At 64.8% G+C, this 16,890-nt stretch carries 16 protein-coding genes; 9 read left to right on the top strand and 7 right to left on the bottom strand.

The genetic code is table 11. The features are described 5' to 3' along the window. The first annotated feature begins 32 nt into the window (after window positions 1-32). Window positions 33-1,118, top strand: a complete 1,086-nt coding sequence (locus AC1D0N_RS16230) for a PLP-dependent cysteine synthase family protein (protein ID WP_477245546.1) — start codon at window positions 33-35, stop codon at window positions 1,116-1,118. Between the two features lie 25 nt (window positions 1,119-1,143). Then, complete coding sequence (locus tag AC1D0N_RS16225; RefSeq protein WP_477245544.1) at window positions 1,144-2,625, top strand: pyridoxal phosphate-dependent decarboxylase family protein; 1,482 nt, start codon at window positions 1,144-1,146, stop codon at window positions 2,623-2,625. A gap of 24 nt (window positions 2,626-2,649) precedes the next feature. On the opposite strand, the gene AC1D0N_RS16220 is transcribed toward AC1D0N_RS16225, so the two are convergent. The 3 genes from AC1D0N_RS16220 to AC1D0N_RS16210 all read right to left on the bottom strand — a co-directional run bounded on the left by AC1D0N_RS16220 (window position 2,650) and on the right by AC1D0N_RS16210 (window position 5,291). Further along, the gene (locus tag AC1D0N_RS16220) at window positions 2,650-3,075 is read right to left on the bottom strand and encodes a YciI family protein (RefSeq protein ID WP_477245542.1); all 426 of its coding nucleotides are present in this window, start codon (window positions 3,073-3,075) and stop codon (window positions 2,650-2,652) included. Window positions 3,076-3,168: 93 nt separating this feature from the next. Next, window positions 3,169-4,578, bottom strand: coding sequence for an ATP-binding protein (locus AC1D0N_RS16215; RefSeq protein ID WP_477245541.1), 1,410 nt, complete (start codon window positions 4,576-4,578; stop codon window positions 3,169-3,171). Continuing rightward, window positions 4,575-5,291, bottom strand: a complete 717-nt coding sequence (locus tag AC1D0N_RS16210; RefSeq protein WP_477245540.1) for a response regulator — start codon at window positions 5,289-5,291, stop codon at window positions 4,575-4,577. Before AC1D0N_RS16210 ends, AC1D0N_RS16215 begins: the two co-directional genes overlap by 4 nt. Before the next feature lie 237 nt (window positions 5,292-5,528). Between AC1D0N_RS16210 and AC1D0N_RS16205 the strand changes: the two genes are divergently transcribed. The 4 genes from AC1D0N_RS16205 to clpS all read left to right on the top strand — a co-directional run bounded on the left by AC1D0N_RS16205 (window position 5,529) and on the right by clpS (window position 7,069). Continuing rightward, the gene (locus AC1D0N_RS16205) at window positions 5,529-5,828 is read left to right on the top strand and encodes a hypothetical protein (RefSeq protein ID WP_477245907.1); all 300 of its coding nucleotides are present in this window, start codon (window positions 5,529-5,531) and stop codon (window positions 5,826-5,828) included. 38 nt (window positions 5,829-5,866) lie between these two features. Then, window positions 5,867-6,124 carry a hypothetical protein gene (locus AC1D0N_RS16200; protein WP_477245538.1) on the top strand — a complete coding sequence of 86 codons (258 nt, stop codon included), beginning with the start codon at window positions 5,867-5,869 and terminating at the stop codon, window positions 6,122-6,124. Between the two features lie 163 nt (window positions 6,125-6,287). Further along, window positions 6,288-6,623, top strand: a complete 336-nt coding sequence (locus AC1D0N_RS16195; RefSeq protein WP_477245536.1) for a hypothetical protein — start codon at window positions 6,288-6,290, stop codon at window positions 6,621-6,623. A 140-nt stretch (window positions 6,624-6,763) separates the two neighbouring features. After that, complete coding sequence (clpS, locus tag AC1D0N_RS16190) at window positions 6,764-7,069, top strand: ATP-dependent Clp protease adapter ClpS (protein ID WP_477245534.1); 306 nt, start codon at window positions 6,764-6,766, stop codon at window positions 7,067-7,069. Between the two features lie 189 nt (window positions 7,070-7,258). Here clpS and AC1D0N_RS16185 read toward each other — a convergent pair whose 3' ends face one another. The 4 genes from AC1D0N_RS16185 to AC1D0N_RS16170 all read right to left on the bottom strand — a co-directional run bounded on the left by AC1D0N_RS16185 (window position 7,259) and on the right by AC1D0N_RS16170 (window position 14,225). Then, a complete protein-coding gene (locus AC1D0N_RS16185; protein WP_477245533.1) occupies window positions 7,259-9,346 on the bottom strand; it encodes a hypothetical protein in 2,088 nt (695 codons plus the stop codon). A gap of 63 nt (window positions 9,347-9,409) precedes the next feature. After that, on the bottom strand, window positions 9,410-12,232 hold the full coding sequence (locus tag AC1D0N_RS16180; protein WP_477245531.1) for a DUF4159 domain-containing protein: 2,823 nt from the start codon (window positions 12,230-12,232) through the stop codon (window positions 9,410-9,412). Then, window positions 12,229-13,221, bottom strand: coding sequence for a DUF58 domain-containing protein (locus tag AC1D0N_RS16175; protein WP_477245529.1), 993 nt, complete (start codon window positions 13,219-13,221; stop codon window positions 12,229-12,231). Before AC1D0N_RS16175 ends, AC1D0N_RS16180 begins: the two co-directional genes overlap by 4 nt. Then, window positions 13,221-14,225, bottom strand: a complete 1,005-nt coding sequence (locus AC1D0N_RS16170; protein WP_477245527.1) for an AAA family ATPase — start codon at window positions 14,223-14,225, stop codon at window positions 13,221-13,223. The genes AC1D0N_RS16175 and AC1D0N_RS16170 overlap by 1 nt, the downstream gene beginning before the upstream one ends. Before the next feature lie 146 nt (window positions 14,226-14,371). Here AC1D0N_RS16170 and AC1D0N_RS16165 point away from each other — a divergent pair, with 146 nt between their 5' ends. The 3 genes from AC1D0N_RS16165 to AC1D0N_RS16155 are packed head-to-tail and all read left to right on the top strand — an operon-like array spanning window position 14,372 to window position 16,889. Then, window positions 14,372-15,001 (top strand): DUF1285 domain-containing protein, encoded by a 630-nt coding sequence (locus AC1D0N_RS16165; RefSeq protein ID WP_477245905.1) that lies wholly within the window; start codon window positions 14,372-14,374, stop codon window positions 14,999-15,001. Further along, window positions 15,001-15,630 (top strand): CoA pyrophosphatase, encoded by a 630-nt coding sequence (locus tag AC1D0N_RS16160; protein WP_477245525.1) that lies wholly within the window; start codon window positions 15,001-15,003, stop codon window positions 15,628-15,630. Before AC1D0N_RS16165 ends, AC1D0N_RS16160 begins: the two co-directional genes overlap by 1 nt. Then, the gene (locus AC1D0N_RS16155; RefSeq protein WP_477245523.1) at window positions 15,627-16,889 is read left to right on the top strand and encodes a CCA tRNA nucleotidyltransferase; all 1,263 of its coding nucleotides are present in this window, start codon (window positions 15,627-15,629) and stop codon (window positions 16,887-16,889) included. The genes AC1D0N_RS16160 and AC1D0N_RS16155 overlap by 4 nt, the downstream gene beginning before the upstream one ends. Window position 16,890 lies beyond the last annotated feature (1 nt).

Below are 16,890 nucleotides of genomic sequence, written 5' to 3'. Positions count from 1 at the left end.
GATCACAACGATAACAGACGAGGAGTTCTTCCATGTTGCACCAGCAGAAAATCAGAACCACGGCCGGCCGCGGCCGCCTGTTCGACAGCATTCTCGACACGGTCGGCGACACGCCGGTGATTCGTGTCAACAATCTCGGCCCGGACCATGCGACGATCTATGTGAAGGCCGAGTTCTTCAACCCGGCAGCATCGGTGAAGGACCGGCTGGCGCTCAACATCATCGAGGAAGGCGAGCGCAGCGGCACGCTGAAGCCGGGCCAGACCATCGTCGAGGCGACCAGCGGCAACACCGGCATCGGCCTTGCCATGGTCTGCGCGCAAAAGGGCTATCCGTTGGTGGTGACGATGGCCGACAGCTTTTCCATCGAACGCCGCAAGCTGATGCGCATGCTGGGCGCCAAGGTGGTGCTGACGCCGCGGGCGCAGAAGGGTTTTGGCATGTACAAGAAGGCGGTCGAGCTGGCCGAGGCCAATGGCTGGTTCCTGGCCCGCCAGTTCGAAACCAAGGCCAATGCCGCCATCCATGAAGCGACGACGGCGCGCGAGATCATGAACGATTTCGCCGGATCGCGGCTCGACTGCTTCGTCACCGGCTATGGAACCGGCGGCACCGTCGTCGGCGTGGCGCGCGTGCTGCGCCGCGAGCGGCCGGAGACCCGCATCGTGCTGACCGAACCGGCCAACGCCCAGCTTGTCGGCAGCGGCAAGGCGCAGGAGCGCGGCGTTGGTGGCGCGCCGAGCGCCAGCCACCCGGCCTTCGAGCCGCACCCGATCCAGGGCTGGACTCCGGATTTCATCCCCAACGTGCTGCAGGAGGCGATCGACGCCAGCCTCTATGATGAGGTGATGCCGATCGCCGGGCCCGAGGGCATGAAATGGGCGAAGGCGCTGGCGCAGAAAGAGGGCATTTTCACCGGCATTTCCGGCGGCTCCACCTTTGCCGTGGCGCGCCAGATCGCCGAAAAATCGCCGGCCGGTTCGGTCATCCTGTGCATGCTCCCCGACACCGGCGAGCGCTACATGACGACGCCGCTGTTCGATGGCATCGAGGCTGAGATGGACGCCGACGAGATTGCGCTTTCGCAGTCGACGCCCGGCTGCCAGTTCCCGGCGTGACGGCGGCATATCGGGAGCGACCGGCATGGATACGACGTCTGGATTCTCCGCCACGACCGGCGAGGAAACGCTTGACCCCCGCGACTGGGCCGATGTGCAGGTCCTGTCGCATCGGATCGTTGACGATGCTGTCGCTTACCTGCGCGACGTCAGAGAGCGGCCGGTGTGGCGGGAGATGCCTGGAGATGTGACGGACTTCTTCACAGCACCCTTGCCGCAATCGCCAACGCCGCTCGCGGACGTCTATGGCGATGTGGTGGACAAGGTGATGCCCTATCCGATGGGCAACATCCATCCGAGGTTCTGGTCCTGGTATATGGGGTCGAGCAATTTCACCGGGGCGCTTGGCGATTTCCTGGCGGCGATCCAGGGCTCCAATCTCGGCGGCGGCAACCATGCCGCCGCGCTGATGGACAGCCAGGTGGTCGACTGGTGCAAGCAGATGCTGGGCTTGCCGGCTTCGGCCAGCGGTACGCTGGTCAGCGGCGGTTCGATGGCCAACATTATCGGGCTGACCGTGGCGCGCAACACCAAGGCCGGCATCGACGTGCGCGAGCACGGCGTTGCCGCCATCGAGAAGCCGCTGCGCTACTATGGCTCCGACCAGCTGCATTCCTGCCACCGCAAGGCGATGGAGGCGCTTGGCCTCGGCAATCGGGCGCTGCGCCGTATCCCGACGGATGCCGGGCTGCGGATCGATATCGCCGCCTTGCGGGCGGCGATATCGGAAGATCGTGCGGCCGGCTTCAAGCCGGCCTGCATCATCGGCAATGCCGGCACGGTGAACACCGGCGCGATCGACGATCTGCAGGCGCTTGCCAAGCTGGCACATGAGGAAGACGCCTGGTTTCATGTCGACGGCTGCATCGGTGCGTTGATCGCCATCGCGCCGGAAAATGCTCACCGCGTCGCGGGTATCGAATGGGCCGATTCGGTCGCGCTCGATCCGCACAAATGGCTGCACGCGCCGTTCGAGGCCGGCTGCGCCCTGGTCAGGGACGCCTCGGCGCATCGCAAGACCTTTGCGGTGACGCCGGAATATCTGGAATCGACGCCGCGCGGCCTCGCATCGGGGCAATGGCTGCATGATTACGGTCTGCAGACCACGCGCGGGTTCCGTGCGCTCAAAGTGTGGATGGCGCTGCGGGAGCATGGCGTCGAAAAATTCGGCCGGCTGATCGACCAGAATATTGCGCAGGGGCACTATCTCGCCGGGTTGATCGAGGCCGAACCGCTGCTGGAACTGACGGCGCCGACCAGCATCAACATCGTCTGTTTTCGCTACCGACCCGATGGCATGACCGAAGAGGCATTGAAGGCGCTGAACACCGAGATCATGCTGCGGCTGCAGGAAGAGGGGACCGCCGCGATTTCCGACACGACGGTGCAAGGCCAGCATTGTCTCAGGGTGGCGATCAACAACCACCGCACCCGGCTTGAGGATCTGGAGCTTTTGGTGCGCGAAACGGTCCGCCTTGGCAAGGAGCTCATGGCGGGGGTGGACTGACCCTTTGCCGCAGCGGGCGGCTCCTCAGCCGCCGGCCGCCGATGCTTTGACGGGCGCTTCGTTGTCGTCCGGCGCCTCTGCTGCGAGAAGCGACGCACCCGGAAGGTAAAGCAGGATAGGGCGGATTTCGTAGACGGCGGTGGGATTGGCGCGCCTGAGATCACGCGCGACTTCTAGCGCCGCCTCGCGCGTGGCGCAGTCGATGACGTAGAGGCCCAGCAATTGCTCCTTGGTCTCGGCAAACGGGCCGTCGATGACGATGCCTTCTCCCGGGCCGCGCAGCGTGAAGGCGTCGGCCGTGGCGCCGAGCCTGGCGGCCGGCCCGAGGATACCGTCGCGGGTCAACCGGTCATTGACCTTGAGCAGGTCGGTCATCAGCGCCGCATCCTCCTGCGGCGTCCAGGACTGGACGGTCTGTTCGACGTGATAGGCCAGGATTGCATAGAACATGCGGCGGTCTCCTCCTGCATTGCCGACGGCACTATCGTAAGGAAGGATCGGCCGATCCAGCCCCGAGGCCCTTTTGGGCCGAGGTCTGCTGACTCAAGCTGCCAGCGGCAAGCGCAATTCCGTCTGCAGGCCACCGCCGGGATGGTTGGACAGGCTGACCTCGCCACCGGCGCCGCGGGCGATGTTGCGGGCGATGGTCAAGCCAAGGCCAAGGCCGCCGGTCTGGCGGTTGCGCGACTGTTCGATGCGCACGAAGGAGCCGAACACCGCGTCGAGCTGGGCTTGCGGTATGCCCGGCCCCTCGTCGCGGATGGTCAGCGTGATGATCTTTTCCGATTGCCGCAGGCTGAGATGCGCCTTCTTGCCGTAGGTCACGGCATTCTGGACAAGATTGGTGACGCAGCGCCTGAGCGCGACCGGCCGCGCGATGCAGATCAGGTCCCGCGACCTCGTCTCGTCATTGTCGAACGAGGCGTCGTCGAAACCGTCGGCGACCGACTCCACCAGCGACCAGAAATCGATGCGTTCGGTCTTCTCCTCGGTCACCTCGAATTTGGCGAAATCGATGACGGAGCTGGCAATGCTCTCGATGTCGGCGAGGTCGTGCGCCAGCGCCTCGCGCGCCGTCGATTTCCTGAGCAGTTCGAGGCGCAGCCGCATCCGGGTCAGCGGCGTGCGCAAATCATGCGCAAGTGCTGCGGCCAAGTGTTCGCGATCCTCGACATAGTCGCGCAGCCGGACCTGCATGCCATTGATGGCCTTCGCCGCGGCTCGGATTTCGCGACTGCCGGTTTCGGCGATCGGCGGGCTCTTCAGATCGTTGCCGATCCGCTTCACCGCGGTTTCCATCATCCGGTAGGGCGCGGTCAGCCGACGCAGCGACCAGATCGACATGATCACCACCAGCCCGGCGATCAGCGAATAGAGCGGCAGACTGTCGAAGCTCAGTATCGGCCCTACAGGGGTGTTCGGCTCGGTGAAGTTCAACCATTGGCCGTCGGCGAAACGGACCGATGCCGTCAGCTTGTCGCTCTGGGCGAAATCGGCCGCCAGCACCAGCAGATCGCGCTCGACCTGGCCGATGTCGGGACCCGCAACCGTCCGTCCTGGGACGTCGGCTTCGTGGGTAGCCGGATCGCGCCGGACCCGTGCATCGGTGATGCCGAATTTCGATAGTCGGCCGACCAGTATGTCTTCCAATTCGGCCAGTTCGTCGTCGCCGGCAATCGACGAGGTGACCGCGGGCGTGTCCGAAACGGTGAGCGCGTAGGTGGCGTTGAACAGACCGGACGCCGTGATCTTGCGCTGCTCGGGCGTCGCGGTATGCATCAATTGCACCAGCGAGAAGGCGCGATCGTTGAGCCGGTAGAGATCGACCTCGTCATTGGCGGCGGCACGGTCGCGCGAGACGATGTAGAGGGTCGCGACCTGGCTGATCAGCAGGCCGGCGATGACGATGAGCAGCACCCAGACGGGCAGGGTTTGCGGCAGGAAGCGTCTCATTCGGACGTCGTCTCGGGCAGGAACTGATAGCCGCCGCTGCGCACGGTGAGGATCAGTTTCGGCGTCTTCGGATCGTCTTCCATCTTGCGCCTGAGACGGCTGACCAGAATGTCGATGCTGCGGTCGAAGCTGTAGTCGCTGTCGCCGCCAGAGAGCTCGATGAGCTGGTCGCGTGTCAACACGCGTTGCGCGCTCTTGACGAAGGTCTGCAGGAGGTTGAACTCCGCCATCGTCAGTTCGACCCGGACATCGCCGGGCGCGATCAGCCGGCGGCGCGAGCAGTCCATCGTCCAGCCGGCGAAATGATAGATCTGCCTGGTGCTGGACCGCCGCGGCTCGGCGGCGCCGTTGCGCCTCAGCACGGCGCGGATGCGGGCCAGCAGCTCGCGCGGGTCGAAGGGCTTCGGCACGTAGTCGTCGGCGCCCATCTCCAGGCCAACCACGCGGTCGGTCGTCTCGGTGACCGCAGTCAGCATGATGATTGGGGTCGAATACTGGGCGCGAAGGTCGCGGCACAATTCCAGACCGCTCTTGCCGGGCAGCATGACGTCGAGGACGATGAGGTCGACCTGTGTCCGCCGCAGGATGGCCTCCATCTCGACGCCATCGGCGGCGACCGTCGTACGCAGTCCCCGCTTCTGGAAGAATTCCTGCAGCAGGTCGCGGATACCCTTATCGTCGTCGACGATCAGTATGTGTGCGTCGGATTTCACGGGGATCCTGTCATCGTTGGTGGCCAAGCCTGCGTTGCGGCTTCACCCTCACGATAGAATTCTGGCCACATGTTGGCCAGCGGCCATCATGGGCTCCAGAGCCGATTTCGCAGAAACAATCCAGAAACAAAATTCTACAGTCTGGAAAAACTCGCGAAAAAAAACAAGGGCATAAGTGGTGTCGTGGCGGTCAGGTCATCGGCTGCGACGCTAGCTCCGGGGTTTACGGATAATCCAATGCAAAGGTTCTCGATCAGCTTGATGGGTGCGTTGCTCGGCATTTCGCTCGTCACGGCCGCGGTCGAACAATCGGACGCAAAGGTTGCAATCACCCGAAGCGAGCGTTGCAGCAGTCTCAGCCACCAATTTGATGAAGCCCTCGAAACCCATGCCACGGCAACGCAGGTCACCGCGGCAAAGGCACTTCAGAGAAAGGGCAACCGGTTCTGCGCCAACAAGAAACAGGCACAGGGTATCCGGATGCTCGCCAACGCTTTGAAGCTGCTTGGAGTGACACCGATCGACCCGGTTCAGTGACACTCAAAACCGACCCGCACAAAAAAGGAAACGAAGCCATGAACAAGTCCCTCCTCTCCACTCTCGGTCTCGCCGTCGCTCTCGCCTTCTCAATGCCGGCTCTCGGTAACGCCGCCGCCACCACGACCGCTGCTCCGGCTGCTGCCACGACGACTGCTCCGGCCACCGCTGCGCCTGCCAAGGTTGCTCCGAAGAAGGTCACGGCCAAGAAGCCCGTCAAGGTCTGCAAGGTGACCGAGAAGCACAAGTGCCCGGTCAAGAAGGCCCCCAAGAAGGTTGCTCCGAAGAAGATCTGATCCAGGCCTGCGTAGCAAACTTGAGATGTAACAAGGTCGCTTCAGTCGAGATTCGGCTGGAGCGGCCTTGCTGTATCGGACAAGCGATTTTCACGTTTTTTCGATCTGTTGGTCGCCGTTACTTTAACCCGATCGCAATGCCGGCCCGGTAAAGACAATCCGCATGAAGACGCGGCTTTCGTCCATTCTGCGTTCAATGGTCATCGGCGGGCTTGTGGTCTGCGGAGTGGCCAAGGTTTTGATCCTGCTCACCGCGAGCCCGGTGCCGGATCCGGCAAGCGGGCGAACCGAGCCGTCGCTGTTCGCGCCGGCAATATCCAGCGACTGGGACTACATCACACCGTGGCAGACCTGGGTGCTCATCGTGCTGACCGGCACGGTGTTGATCTGCTTTGTCGCCTGGCCATTCGTCGCATGGATGGAGCGCCGGATGGATGCATCTGGAACACCACCCCGGCAAATCCCGCCGCGTCGCATGTTCGGCCGCCATGGCCGTTGAACGGCTGGCGACAATTCCCACATAGACCTATGGATTGCGAATAGCCGCCCGGAGACCGGTAGGCGACCGGATCAAAAATGGACGATCGCTTTGGCTCATGTCAAAATGAGAGCCACAACTCGCTGAAATTGCCGGTTCCCATGCCTGAAATCACCACAAAACCCAGTGTCCAGGTCAAGCCGCAAACTGAGCGGCCGAAGCTCTACAAGGTCATCCTCGTCAACGACGATTTCACGCCGCGCGAATTCGTGGTGACGGTGCTGAAGGGCGAGTTCAAGCTCAGCGAAGACCAGGCGCATCGGGTGATGATCACCGCGCACCGGCGCGGCGTCTGCGTCGTCGCCGTCTTCACCAGGGACGTCGCCGAAACCAAGGCGACGCGCGCGACCGACGCCGGCAAGGCCAAGGGCTATCCCTTGATGTTCACGACGGAACCGGAAGAGTAGGGAGGGGCAGCGTCTTTCTCCCCGTCACTATACGGAGAGAAATGTCCGGCAGGACAATGAGGGGCGGCGCCGGAGGGTGACAATAGTTCGGATGGGTATGCGTAGAGCATTGCTAATCACGTCAATTCAGCGCTGCCCCTCATCCGCCTGCCGGCACCTTCTCCCCGTATAGTGACGGGGAGAAGGGAGCTACCTTCCCTCGCGGTACCACATCGAGCCCATCGCCAGAAGCAGCAGGCCGAGGCCGAGGAAGCCGCCGAACAGCGGCACGCGCGAGACGGCCTTCAGCACGCTGTCGTCGGTGGTGCGCAGCCCGATCCAGTCGCTGCCGGTGGCAGCACCCGAGGAGCGAACCGGCACGATCGAGGGCAACGCCACATCGTTGGCAAAGCCGCCAAGAGCGGAGGATTGAGCCAGCCGGCGTACACTGCCACCGGTGGCCTCGGCCGGTGCTTTCAGCCGGCCTTCCGTGGAGATGACATCGGAGAACTCCGGGGCGTTGACCGGACCGACATGGGCAAGCGCGGTCAGGTCGCCATTGCCGATCTGGTAGAGGCCGATCTCGCTGGTCTGGATGCTGCCGAGGAAAACGCCGGGTTCGGATTTTTCGAGCCTGACGATCAGCGCCTTGCCCGACGGCGTGATGACCTGCGCCGGGCCGGGGTCGTCGCTCATTGTCTGGCGGCGGACTTCCAACACCATGCCGCGGCCTTCGGCGGTCAACCGCTCTTCCTCGAGCTCGGGCTCCTTCATCAGCCAGTGGGCGATGCGCCGGTAGAGCTGGACGTGCGGGCCGCCACCCTCGAAACCGCGCGCCCACAGCCAACCCTGGTCGGACAACAGCATGCCGACACGGCCTTCGCCCTTGTGGTCGAGCAGCAGCAGCGGCCGATTGTCGGCGCCCTTCATCACCACCTCGCCCTCGGGATTCTGCACGCCGATGGTGCGGAACCAGCGGCTCCAGTGCGGCGGTTCGGTCGCCGAGCCGTCGAGCCCGCGCGTCACCGGATGGCGCTGGCCAAGATCGGTGAGGCGCGGGTAGAAGGCCTTGTCGATGACTTCACCGGTCGGCATCGCCGGCAGCGCCGACATCAGCGGCGTGCGGGCGATCGAACTCTCGCCGGCATATTCGGGGCCGGCCGCAATCAGCAGCGCGCCGCCCTTTTCGACATATTCGGAGATGTAGTCGTAGTAGAGGATCGGCAGCACGTCGCGGTGCTGGTAGCGGTCGAAGATGATCAGGTCGAAATCCTTGATCTTCTCGACGAACAGTTCGCGCGTCGGGAAGGCGATCAGCGACAATTCGTTGATCGGCGTGCCGTCCTGCTTTTCCGGCGGCCGCAAAATGGTGAAATGGACAAGATCGACCGAGGCGTCGGATTTCAGCAGGTTGCGCCAGGTGCGCTCGCCGGCATGCGGTTCGCCGGAGACCAGCAGCACGCGCAAATTCTCGCGGATGCCGTCGATCAGCGCGATGGCGCGGTTGTTGGCATCGGTCAGTTCACCTGGCTCGCGGTCGATGGAGAGCTCGACGATGTTGCGGCCGGCGCCCGGAATGGTCACCTGCAACGGCATCGCCTGGCCTATGGTCGCCTCTTCGACCGCGACCTGCTCGCCATTGACCGAGACGCGGACATCGACCGGACCGGTTTCGTTGTCGGTGGCAATGACGCGGTAGGTCATATCGAGCGGCTTGCCGACCAGGCCGAAGCGCGGCGCGTTCTCGAAACGTATGCGGCGATCCTTTTCGTGGTCGTTGCCGGTGATCAGCGCGTGCAGCGGGGCATTGAAATCGGGGCTGCCTGCCGGAGCGTCATGCACCTCGCCATCGGTGATCATGATGGCGCCGCCGATGCGCGATGGCGGCACGTCGCGGAAAGCATTTTCGAGGGCGCCGAAAAGCCGGGTGTCGGTGCGCTCCTCGGCGGCTTCGGACTTGCCGGCCTCGACGACGCGGACGTCGAACTGCTTGAAGCGGCCAAGACGCTGCACAAGTCCGGCAAGGGCATCGTCGGTCTGCTTGGTGCGCTCGCCAATGTCCTGGCTCTGGCTGCGGTCGACGATGACGGCGACAACGCTCTTCAGCGCCTCGCGCTCCTCACTGAGGAACACCGGGTTGAGCAACGCGGCCCCCAACGCCAGCAGAGCGGCGAAGCGGAAGATAGCGCCGCGCTGGCGAAACCACAGGCCGACCAGCACCAGCAATATCAACGGCACCAGCACAATGGCGAGCAGCGGCCAGGAGATGAGCGGTTCGAAGGAGAGCGACCAGTTCATCCCCGATCCTCCCTCTTGCGGGGAGGATTGGTCCGCGTCGGGTGGGCAATAAAGAGCATCATCTCACTGCCCCAGCCGTTCGAGCAGAACCGGAACGTGCACCTGGTCGGATTTGTAGTTGCCGGTCAGCATGTACATCATGATGTTGACGCCGGCGCGAAGCGCGTAGATGCGCTGCATCGGATCCGACGGCACCGTCGGCAGCAGCGGGTCGCCATTCTCGTCGACCGCCCAGGCGCCGGCGAAATCATTGGCGGTGATCATGATCGGCGAGACGCCGTCACCGACGCGCACCGGGCGGTTTTCGGTGTTGCTGGCCTCGAGCGACGCCTCGACCCAGAGTGGGCTGCCGCTGAAGCGGCCGGGAAATTCCGGCAGGATGAAGAAGGATTTGGTCAGCACGTGGTCGGACGGCACCGGCTCCAGCGGCGGCACGTTGAGATTGCCTAGGATGTCGCGCAGCCGCTCCGTCGCCGGGCTGGTCGAATCGGCGCCGATGCCATTGGCGAACTGGTCGCGTGTATCGAACAGAACCGTGCCGCCTTGCTGCATATAGGCGTCGATGCGGGCGATGGCCGCTTCGGTCGGCATCGGGGCCGTGGGGTCTATCGGCCAGTAGATCAGCGGGTAGAAGGACAGTTCGTCCTTGGAGATATCGACTCCGGCGGGCGCTCCCGGTTCAAGCGCGGTCTTCTCGATGAGGAAGCGGGTCAGGCCTTCGAGGCCGGCGCGGCTGATCGAATCGACACCGGGCTCGCCGGTCAGCACATAGGCGATGCGGGTCTTGGAAATGTCATCGATCGCGGCGGCATCGCCGGGCTTGGCATCGTCGGCGCGGGCGATGTCGGCATGGCCGAATAGTGCGCCGATCGCAATCAGAAGGGCGGCCGCGGTCGCAGCCGCGCGGGCGCGGCGGGGCCGGCGCGACAACAGGCCGCCCATCCAGAACACTGCCAGAGTGTCGAGCACCATCAGCACCAGGGCCGCGGTGACCAGCGGGCCCTTCAGATTGCGCGACTCGTCGAAGGCGTACGGGATGGTGGTGACCGGCACCGTAAATTGCGGGCGCACCAACGGCGCAAAAGTGCTGCCGGCATCGAGCAGATTGTGGGCGAAGACGCCGGCCTCGGAGCCGTAGAGGCCGGGCGGGTTCTCGAAGGTTACCGGCAGCGGGCCGGAGCCGGGCACCAGCGGCCTAGCATCCGGCGTCGGCGGCACCAAAGTACCGTCGGCGGCGATCATCCGATAGGGTGCCAGCGAGGTGGCGGCGGCTTCGGCGTTGGCGACTGCAGCACCCTGGTTGCGTGACAGCTGCACGATGCGGCGCAGCATCTCGACGAAACTGCCTGAGATCGGCAGGTTCGACCACGTCGCTTCGGGCGTGACATGGAACAGCACCAGCGTGCCCTTGCCCTTCTTCAGCCCGGTCACCAACGGCGTGCCATCGGCAAGCGTGGCCCAGGTGCGCTCGACGATATCGGGCGTCGGCTCGGCCAGTACCTGCCTTGTGACGGTGACTTCGGCGGGCGGAGCGAGGTCGGCAAAGGGGCCGTTCTTGGGAAATTCGGTGACCGGCTGCGGCGTCGTCCATGACAGCGCGCCGCCGAGCGAGCGCTCGCCGGTGCGCAGGCGGACCGGCAGCAGGTCGTCGTCATTGCCGGCGGCGGCCAGCCGTGATCCAGCAAAGCGCACCAGCGTGCCGCCCTTGTCGACCCAGTCGACCAGTCTTTGCCTGACCTGTTCGGGAATGGTGCCGACATCGGCCATGACGATCATTGCCGGCTTCTGGTCGAGGAGTTGCGGAATGGCGTCGGCGAGGTCAGCGCTCGACGGTTCGACCAGATCGGCGAAGGGCTGCAGCGCGCGCCTGATATAGTAGAGCGGCGACAGCAGCGGCTGCGCCTGGTCGGCCTCGGACTGCGACAGCAGCCCGACCCGGCGGCGCTTGGAGCTCTCGTCGAGGACGCGGACGGCCCCTGCCTGCCGCTCGCCATCGAGGGCGATCGAGGCGAAGTCGTTGCGCAGTTCGAACGGCACCGCCATCGTGCCGGTGGCGGTGGCTTCGCCCGGGGTGAAGGTCAGCGTCGCGTCGGCGATGCGGCGGCCCTTGTCGTCGAAGGCGCCGGCGGTGACTTGCGCCGGGGCCGGATCGCCCGGCGCCCGGATGGCGGTCAGCGCGAAGCCGTCGACCTGGTTGTCGGCGCTGGTCAAGCCGGTCAGCGTAAGCCGGTCGGAAACGGCCCAGACGACGCGAGCCGCGTTCTTCGACAGCAGCGTGTTGAAGGCGGTTTCGTCGCCTTGCGCGGCCAGTCCGTCGGCAAGGACGGCGACGCTGGCGCCGGGCAAGGCGTCCAAGGCTGCCGCGACGCGGGCGTACACCGCAGGCCGGTCGGTCGGGATCGGCCGCGGCTTGGCGGCGCGCAGCCGGTCAAGTGCCGCCGCTGCATCGAAAGGACCGATCTCGGCATTGGGTTTTTCAGCAGTGAAGGCGATGATGACGGGCACGCCGTTCGAGCCGGCATCGGCGATCAGCCGCTGGGCGGTGGCGACGCGTTTGCCCCAGTCGGCGGCACTTGCCCAGTCATTGTCGACGACCAGCGCCAGCGCTGCGCCCTCGGCCGGCAGCTTTTCGCGCGGGTTGAAGACAGGTTCGGCCAAAGCGGCGACGATGAGGGCTGCCATCAACAGCCTGACCAGCGTCAGCCACCATGGGCTCTGCTGCGGCGTCTCCTCGCGCTTCAGCACGCGAGCCAGGATTTTCAGCGGCGGGAAGACCTCGGATTGCGGCTTGGGCGGGGTCAACCGTAGCAGCCACCAGATCACCGGCAGCGCCAGCAGGCCCCAAAGCACCATGGGCGCACCGAAGGAAAGCGGCAGCCAGCTCATGCGCTGACCTTTCCGGCACGATCGCTAGCGGTCGGCCCGGGCTGACCGTTACCGGCGGCCATGCCGGCATGACCGCTACCCGCGGTCAGCCCGGCATATCCGCCATCGGCGGTCATCGCCATGTGCAGGCGCACCAGCGCCTCGGAGGCGAGGCGGTCGGTGTGATTGACGGTAAAGCTCCAGCCGAGCCGCTTGCACCAGCCGGCCAGTTCCTGGCGGCGGGCAGTGTAAAGCAGGCGGTACTCATCGCCCAGCATTTCGGCGCGGCCGGCGGTCAGCTTGTCGCCGGTCTCGGGATCGGTGAATTCGGTGCGGCCGGCATAGGGGAAGCTTTCCTCGGCCGGATCGGCGACCTCGATCAGATGCGCGCGCACGCCGTGGCGGGCGAGCACATCGAGCCAGGCCATGGTGTCTTCGACCGGGTCGAGAAAATCGCTGACGATGACGATGTCACAGAAGCGGCGGATGGCGGTCAGGTCTGGCTTGGCCGGAAGATCGCCAGCGTGGGTGAGTTGGGCCGCGATGCGCTCGGCGCCGTTGCGCGCGGTGAACGGATCGGTCAGGCCCGGCCAGGCGATGCGCTCGCCGCTGCGCGACAGAAGCTCGGCCATGGCCAGCGCCAGCACCAGCGCGCGCGATTCCTTCGAAACCGTGGCGCCGGTCGATTTGTAGAGCATGGAAGGCGAGGGGTCGGCCCACAGCCACACCGTATGGGCGGCCTCCCACTCGCGGTCACGGACATAGGTGTGGTCGTCGCGGGCCGAGCGGCGCCAGTCGATGCGCGAGGAATCGCCTTCGACATAGGGCCGGAACTGCCAGAAATTCTCGCCGATGCCGCGCTTGCGGCGGCCATGCCAGCCGGCGATCACAGTGTTGACGAGGCGGCGTGCCTCGACCAGCAGGTCCGGCACCAGCGAGGCCCGCAACCGGCCACGGGCGAGCGCATCGCGCGTCGCTGCCGGTGTCTGGACTTCGCCGATACGAGCCATCAGATGCCTTTTGCCAGTTTCGCCACCACGTCACGCACGCTCGTGCCCTCGGCGCGGGCGGCGAAGGTCAGCGCCATGCGATGCTGCAGCACCGGCTCGGCCAGCGCACGGATGTCGTCGACAGACGGCGCCAGCCGTCCGTCATAAAGCGCACGGGCGCGGGCGCAGAGCGTCAGCGCCTGGCTGGCGCGCGGGCCCGGTCCCCAAGCGACGTGCTTGTCGGTTTCGGCATTGCCCTGGCCGGGGCGCGCCGAGCGCACCAGCTTGAGGATCGCCTCGACGACGCTTTCCGGCACCGGCATGCGGCGGATCAGGGTCTGGATCTCCTTCAGCCGCGCTGGCTGCAGTATGTTTTCGGCCTTGGCGTCCTCTATACCGGTGGTTTCCAAAAGGATGCGGCGCTCCGCCTCGATTTCCGGGTAGAGGATGTCGACCTGCATCAGGAAGCGGTCGAGCTGCGCCTCGGGCAGCGGATAGGTGCCTTCCTGCTCCAGCGGGTTCTGCGTGGCCAGCACATGGAAGGGCGCCGGCAGGTCGTGGCGGGCGCCGGCAATTGTGACGTGATACTCCTGCATCGCCTGCAGCAGTGCTGACTGGGTGCGCGGCGAGGCGCGGTTGATCTCGTCGGCCATCAGCAATTGCGCAAAGATAGGCCCCGAGATGAAGCGGAAGGAGCGCTTGCCGAATTCGTCCTGTTCCATCACCTCGGAACCGAGAATGTCGGATGGCATCAGGTCGGGGGTGAACTGGATGCGACGGGAATCGAGGCCGAGAACGATGCCCAGCGTCTCGACCAGCTTGGTCTTGGCCAAGCCCGGCACACCGACCAGCAGCGCATGGCCGCCGGCCAGCAGCGCCACCAGCGTGCGCTCGACGACGCTTTCCTGACCGAAAATGACACGGCCGACGCCGTCGCGGACCCTGGAAATATCGGCCAGCGCCTTCTCGGCCTGGGCGATCATGTCCTTTTCGCTGATCGGGCTTTCCTTGATCATCACGCTCATGTCGTATCGATCCTTGTGGTTGGAAATACCGGCTTGCACCCTCAGTGCCGCAGAATGCCGCGATTCGGCCTCGCCTGGCGCCTGCATTTGAACTTAAATCACAGACTTAGGCTGACAAGCGGAACAACAGTGACTATTTCGTGACCATGACGGAACGCTCCGAACATCACGAACAAAGCCTTACGAGCGCCACCGAAGCGCGGGGCCTCGAGGCGCTGATCTCGCGGGCGACGCGCGCCGGCAAGGGCGCGGCGCCGGTAGAGCGCTGGAATCCCGACTTTTGCGGCGATCTCGACATGGAGATCAAACAGGACGGTACCTGGTTTTATCTGGGCACGCCGATCGGCCGCATGCCGCTGGTGCAGCTGTTTTCGACCGTGCTGCGCAAGGACGCCGATGGCAAGACCTATCTGGTGACGCCGGTGGAAAAGGTAGGCATCCGAATCGTCGATGCGCCGTTCATCGCCGTCGAGATGGATGTTTCCGGCAGCGGCGATGATCAGGTCATCACTTTCCGCACCAATGTCGGCGATGTGGTCGAGGCCGGGCCGGGCAATCCGCTGCGCTTCGTCGACGAGGACGAGACCGGCGGCTTGAAACCCTATGTGCTGGTGCGCGGGCGGCTGGAAGCGCTGGTGGCGCGGCCGGTGATGTATGAACTGGTCGCGCATGGCGAGGAGATCGACGTCGGCGGCAGAAAGATGTTTGCCGTGCGCTCGAAGGGCGAGGTCTATCCGATCATGCCGGCCGAAAAACTGCAGCGGCTGAGCGCGTGATGGATCAAGTGACGCCGCCGTTTTCCGCCGAGGATTTTCGCACACGTGTCGCGGCCCAGCCGGATGCGCATGAGGGCGACGATTTTGGCGACCATCGCTTCAACCCCGGCCATCCGCGCCTGACGCAAGCCAAGCCGCTGCGCGACGCTGCGGTGCTGATTCCGGTCGTCGATCACGGGCGCGAAGCGACGGTTCTCTTGACCAAGCGGGCGGAAAAGCTGCGCAGCCATTCGGGGCAGGTGGCCTTCCCGGGTGGCACGATCGACCCGACCGATCCGAGCCCGGAGGCCGCGGCGCTGCGCGAAACCTTCGAGGAGATCGGGCTCGGGCAGGATCACATCGAGATCATCGGCCGCATGCCCGATTATGTCGCCGGCAGCGGCTATCGCATTGCGCCGGTGCTCGCAATCGTTCAGCCGGGTTTTTCCTTGACGTTGAACTCCGAGGAGGTCGATGCCGCCTTCGAAGTGCCTTTGCGTTTCCTGATGGACCCGGCCAACCACACCAGGGACAGCCGGATGTGGAACGACCTCGAATGGTTCTTCTACGATATGCCCTATGGCGATCGGCGCATCTGGGGTGTTACCGCCGGCATCATCCGCACGCTCTATGAAAGGCTCTATACGTGAGCGTATCGATCGCGGGCAAAGCCGACTGGCTCGGCGAAAAGCACCTGCAGCGCCTGCTCGCCGTGCTGACGGATGGCGGCGAGGCGGCGTGTGTCGCCGGCGGCGCGGTGCGCAATGCGCTGATCGGCCAGCCGGTTGCCGACATCGACATCGCCACCACTTGTTTGCCTGAGGAAACGATCCGCCGTGCCGAGGCGGCGGGCTTCAAGGCGGTGCCGACCGGCATCGAGCACGGCACAATCACCGTCGTCGCCGGCGGCAAACCTTATGAAATCACCACTTTGCGCGCCGACATCGAGACCGACGGGCGTCGCGCCAAGGTTTCGTTCGGCCGCGACTGGAAGGCCGACGCGGAACGGCGCGACTTCACCATCAACGCGCTTTATGCCGAAGCCGACGGAACGGTCATCGACCTGGTCGGCGGTGTCGCCGACATCGAAGCGCGCCGGCTGCGTTTCATCGGCGACCCGGAAGCGCGAATCCGCGAGGACTTTCTGCGCATCCTGCGCTTCTTCCGTTTCTTCGCCTGGTATGGCGACGGCCGACCCGACGCCGAAGGGCTGAAGGCCTGCGCCCGGCTGAAGGAGGGGCTTGGCCAACTCTCGGCCGAGCGCGTCTGGTCCGAACTGAAGAAGCTTTTGTCGGCGCCCGATCCGTCGCGCGCCCTGTTGTGGATGCGCCAGGCCGGCGTGCTGACCAGCGTTTTGCCGGAAAGTGAGAAATGGGGCATCGATGCCATTCACGGCTTGGTCAAAACCGGAAAGGATCTGGGCTGGACGCCGGATCCGCTGCTCCGGCTGGAAGCCATCGTGCCGCCTGATGTGGCGCGCGTGAAGGTGCTGGCCGAGCGGCTGAAGTTTTCCACCAGTGAAGCCGATCGGCTGCGTCACTGGGCGCTGACCGCTGCCGTCGAGCCGAAGACGTCCGAAGGCGAACTGGCGAAAAAGCTTTATCTTGGCGATCAGGAAGGCTTTGTCGACCGGCTGCGGCTTTCGCTGGCTTCAGCGCGGGCACGGGCCGTCGAGGACAATGATGCACTGCTCGAAGCCGGCGGTTTTTCGCGCCTGCTTGCCTTTGCCGCAAAATGGGAAAAGCCGCTCTTTCCGCTCAAGGGCGCCGATTTGACCAGGCTTGGCGCGTCGCCGGGGCCGAAACTCGGCGCCATCCTGAAAAACCTTGAAAGAGAATGGATCGAGGCCGGTTTCGCCCCCGATCGCGGCATGCTGCTTGAGCGCGCCGCGAAGGCACTTGAAGCCTAGA

Source organism: Mesorhizobium sp. P2_E10 (assembly GCF_056404235.1).
The sequence above is the reverse complement of the archived record's forward strand: the minus strand, read 5'-3'. Positions and strand labels throughout refer to the sequence as shown.

Coding starts and splice junctions, on each gene's coding strand:
- AC1D0N_RS16205 (WP_477245907.1), top strand. CDS start 5,529: ATGCAAAGGTTCTCGATCAGCTTGATGGGTGCGTTGCTCGGCATTTCG.
- AC1D0N_RS16225 (WP_477245544.1), top strand. CDS start 1,144: ATGGATACGACGTCTGGATTCTCCGCCACGACCGGCGAGGAAACGCTT.
- AC1D0N_RS16165 (WP_477245905.1), top strand. CDS start 14,372: ATGACGGAACGCTCCGAACATCACGAACAAAGCCTTACGAGCGCCACC.
- AC1D0N_RS16170 (WP_477245527.1), bottom strand. CDS start 14,225: ATGAGCGTGATGATCAAGGAAAGCCCGATCAGCGAAAAGGACATGATC.
- AC1D0N_RS16185 (WP_477245533.1), bottom strand. CDS start 9,346: ATGAACTGGTCGCTCTCCTTCGAACCGCTCATCTCCTGGCCGCTGCTC.
- AC1D0N_RS16195 (WP_477245536.1), top strand. CDS start 6,288: ATGAAGACGCGGCTTTCGTCCATTCTGCGTTCAATGGTCATCGGCGGG.
- AC1D0N_RS16200 (WP_477245538.1), top strand. CDS start 5,867: ATGAACAAGTCCCTCCTCTCCACTCTCGGTCTCGCCGTCGCTCTCGCC.
- AC1D0N_RS16175 (WP_477245529.1), bottom strand. CDS start 13,221: ATGGCTCGTATCGGCGAAGTCCAGACACCGGCAGCGACGCGCGATGCG.
- AC1D0N_RS16215 (WP_477245541.1), bottom strand. CDS start 4,578: ATGAGACGCTTCCTGCCGCAAACCCTGCCCGTCTGGGTGCTGCTCATC.
- AC1D0N_RS16160 (WP_477245525.1), top strand. CDS start 15,001: ATGGATCAAGTGACGCCGCCGTTTTCCGCCGAGGATTTTCGCACACGT.
- AC1D0N_RS16220 (WP_477245542.1), bottom strand. CDS start 3,075: ATGTTCTATGCAATCCTGGCCTATCACGTCGAACAGACCGTCCAGTCC.
- AC1D0N_RS16230 (WP_477245546.1), top strand. CDS start 33: ATGTTGCACCAGCAGAAAATCAGAACCACGGCCGGCCGCGGCCGCCTG.
- AC1D0N_RS16180 (WP_477245531.1), bottom strand. CDS start 12,232: ATGAGCTGGCTGCCGCTTTCCTTCGGTGCGCCCATGGTGCTTTGGGGC.
- clpS (WP_477245534.1), top strand. CDS start 6,764: ATGCCTGAAATCACCACAAAACCCAGTGTCCAGGTCAAGCCGCAAACT.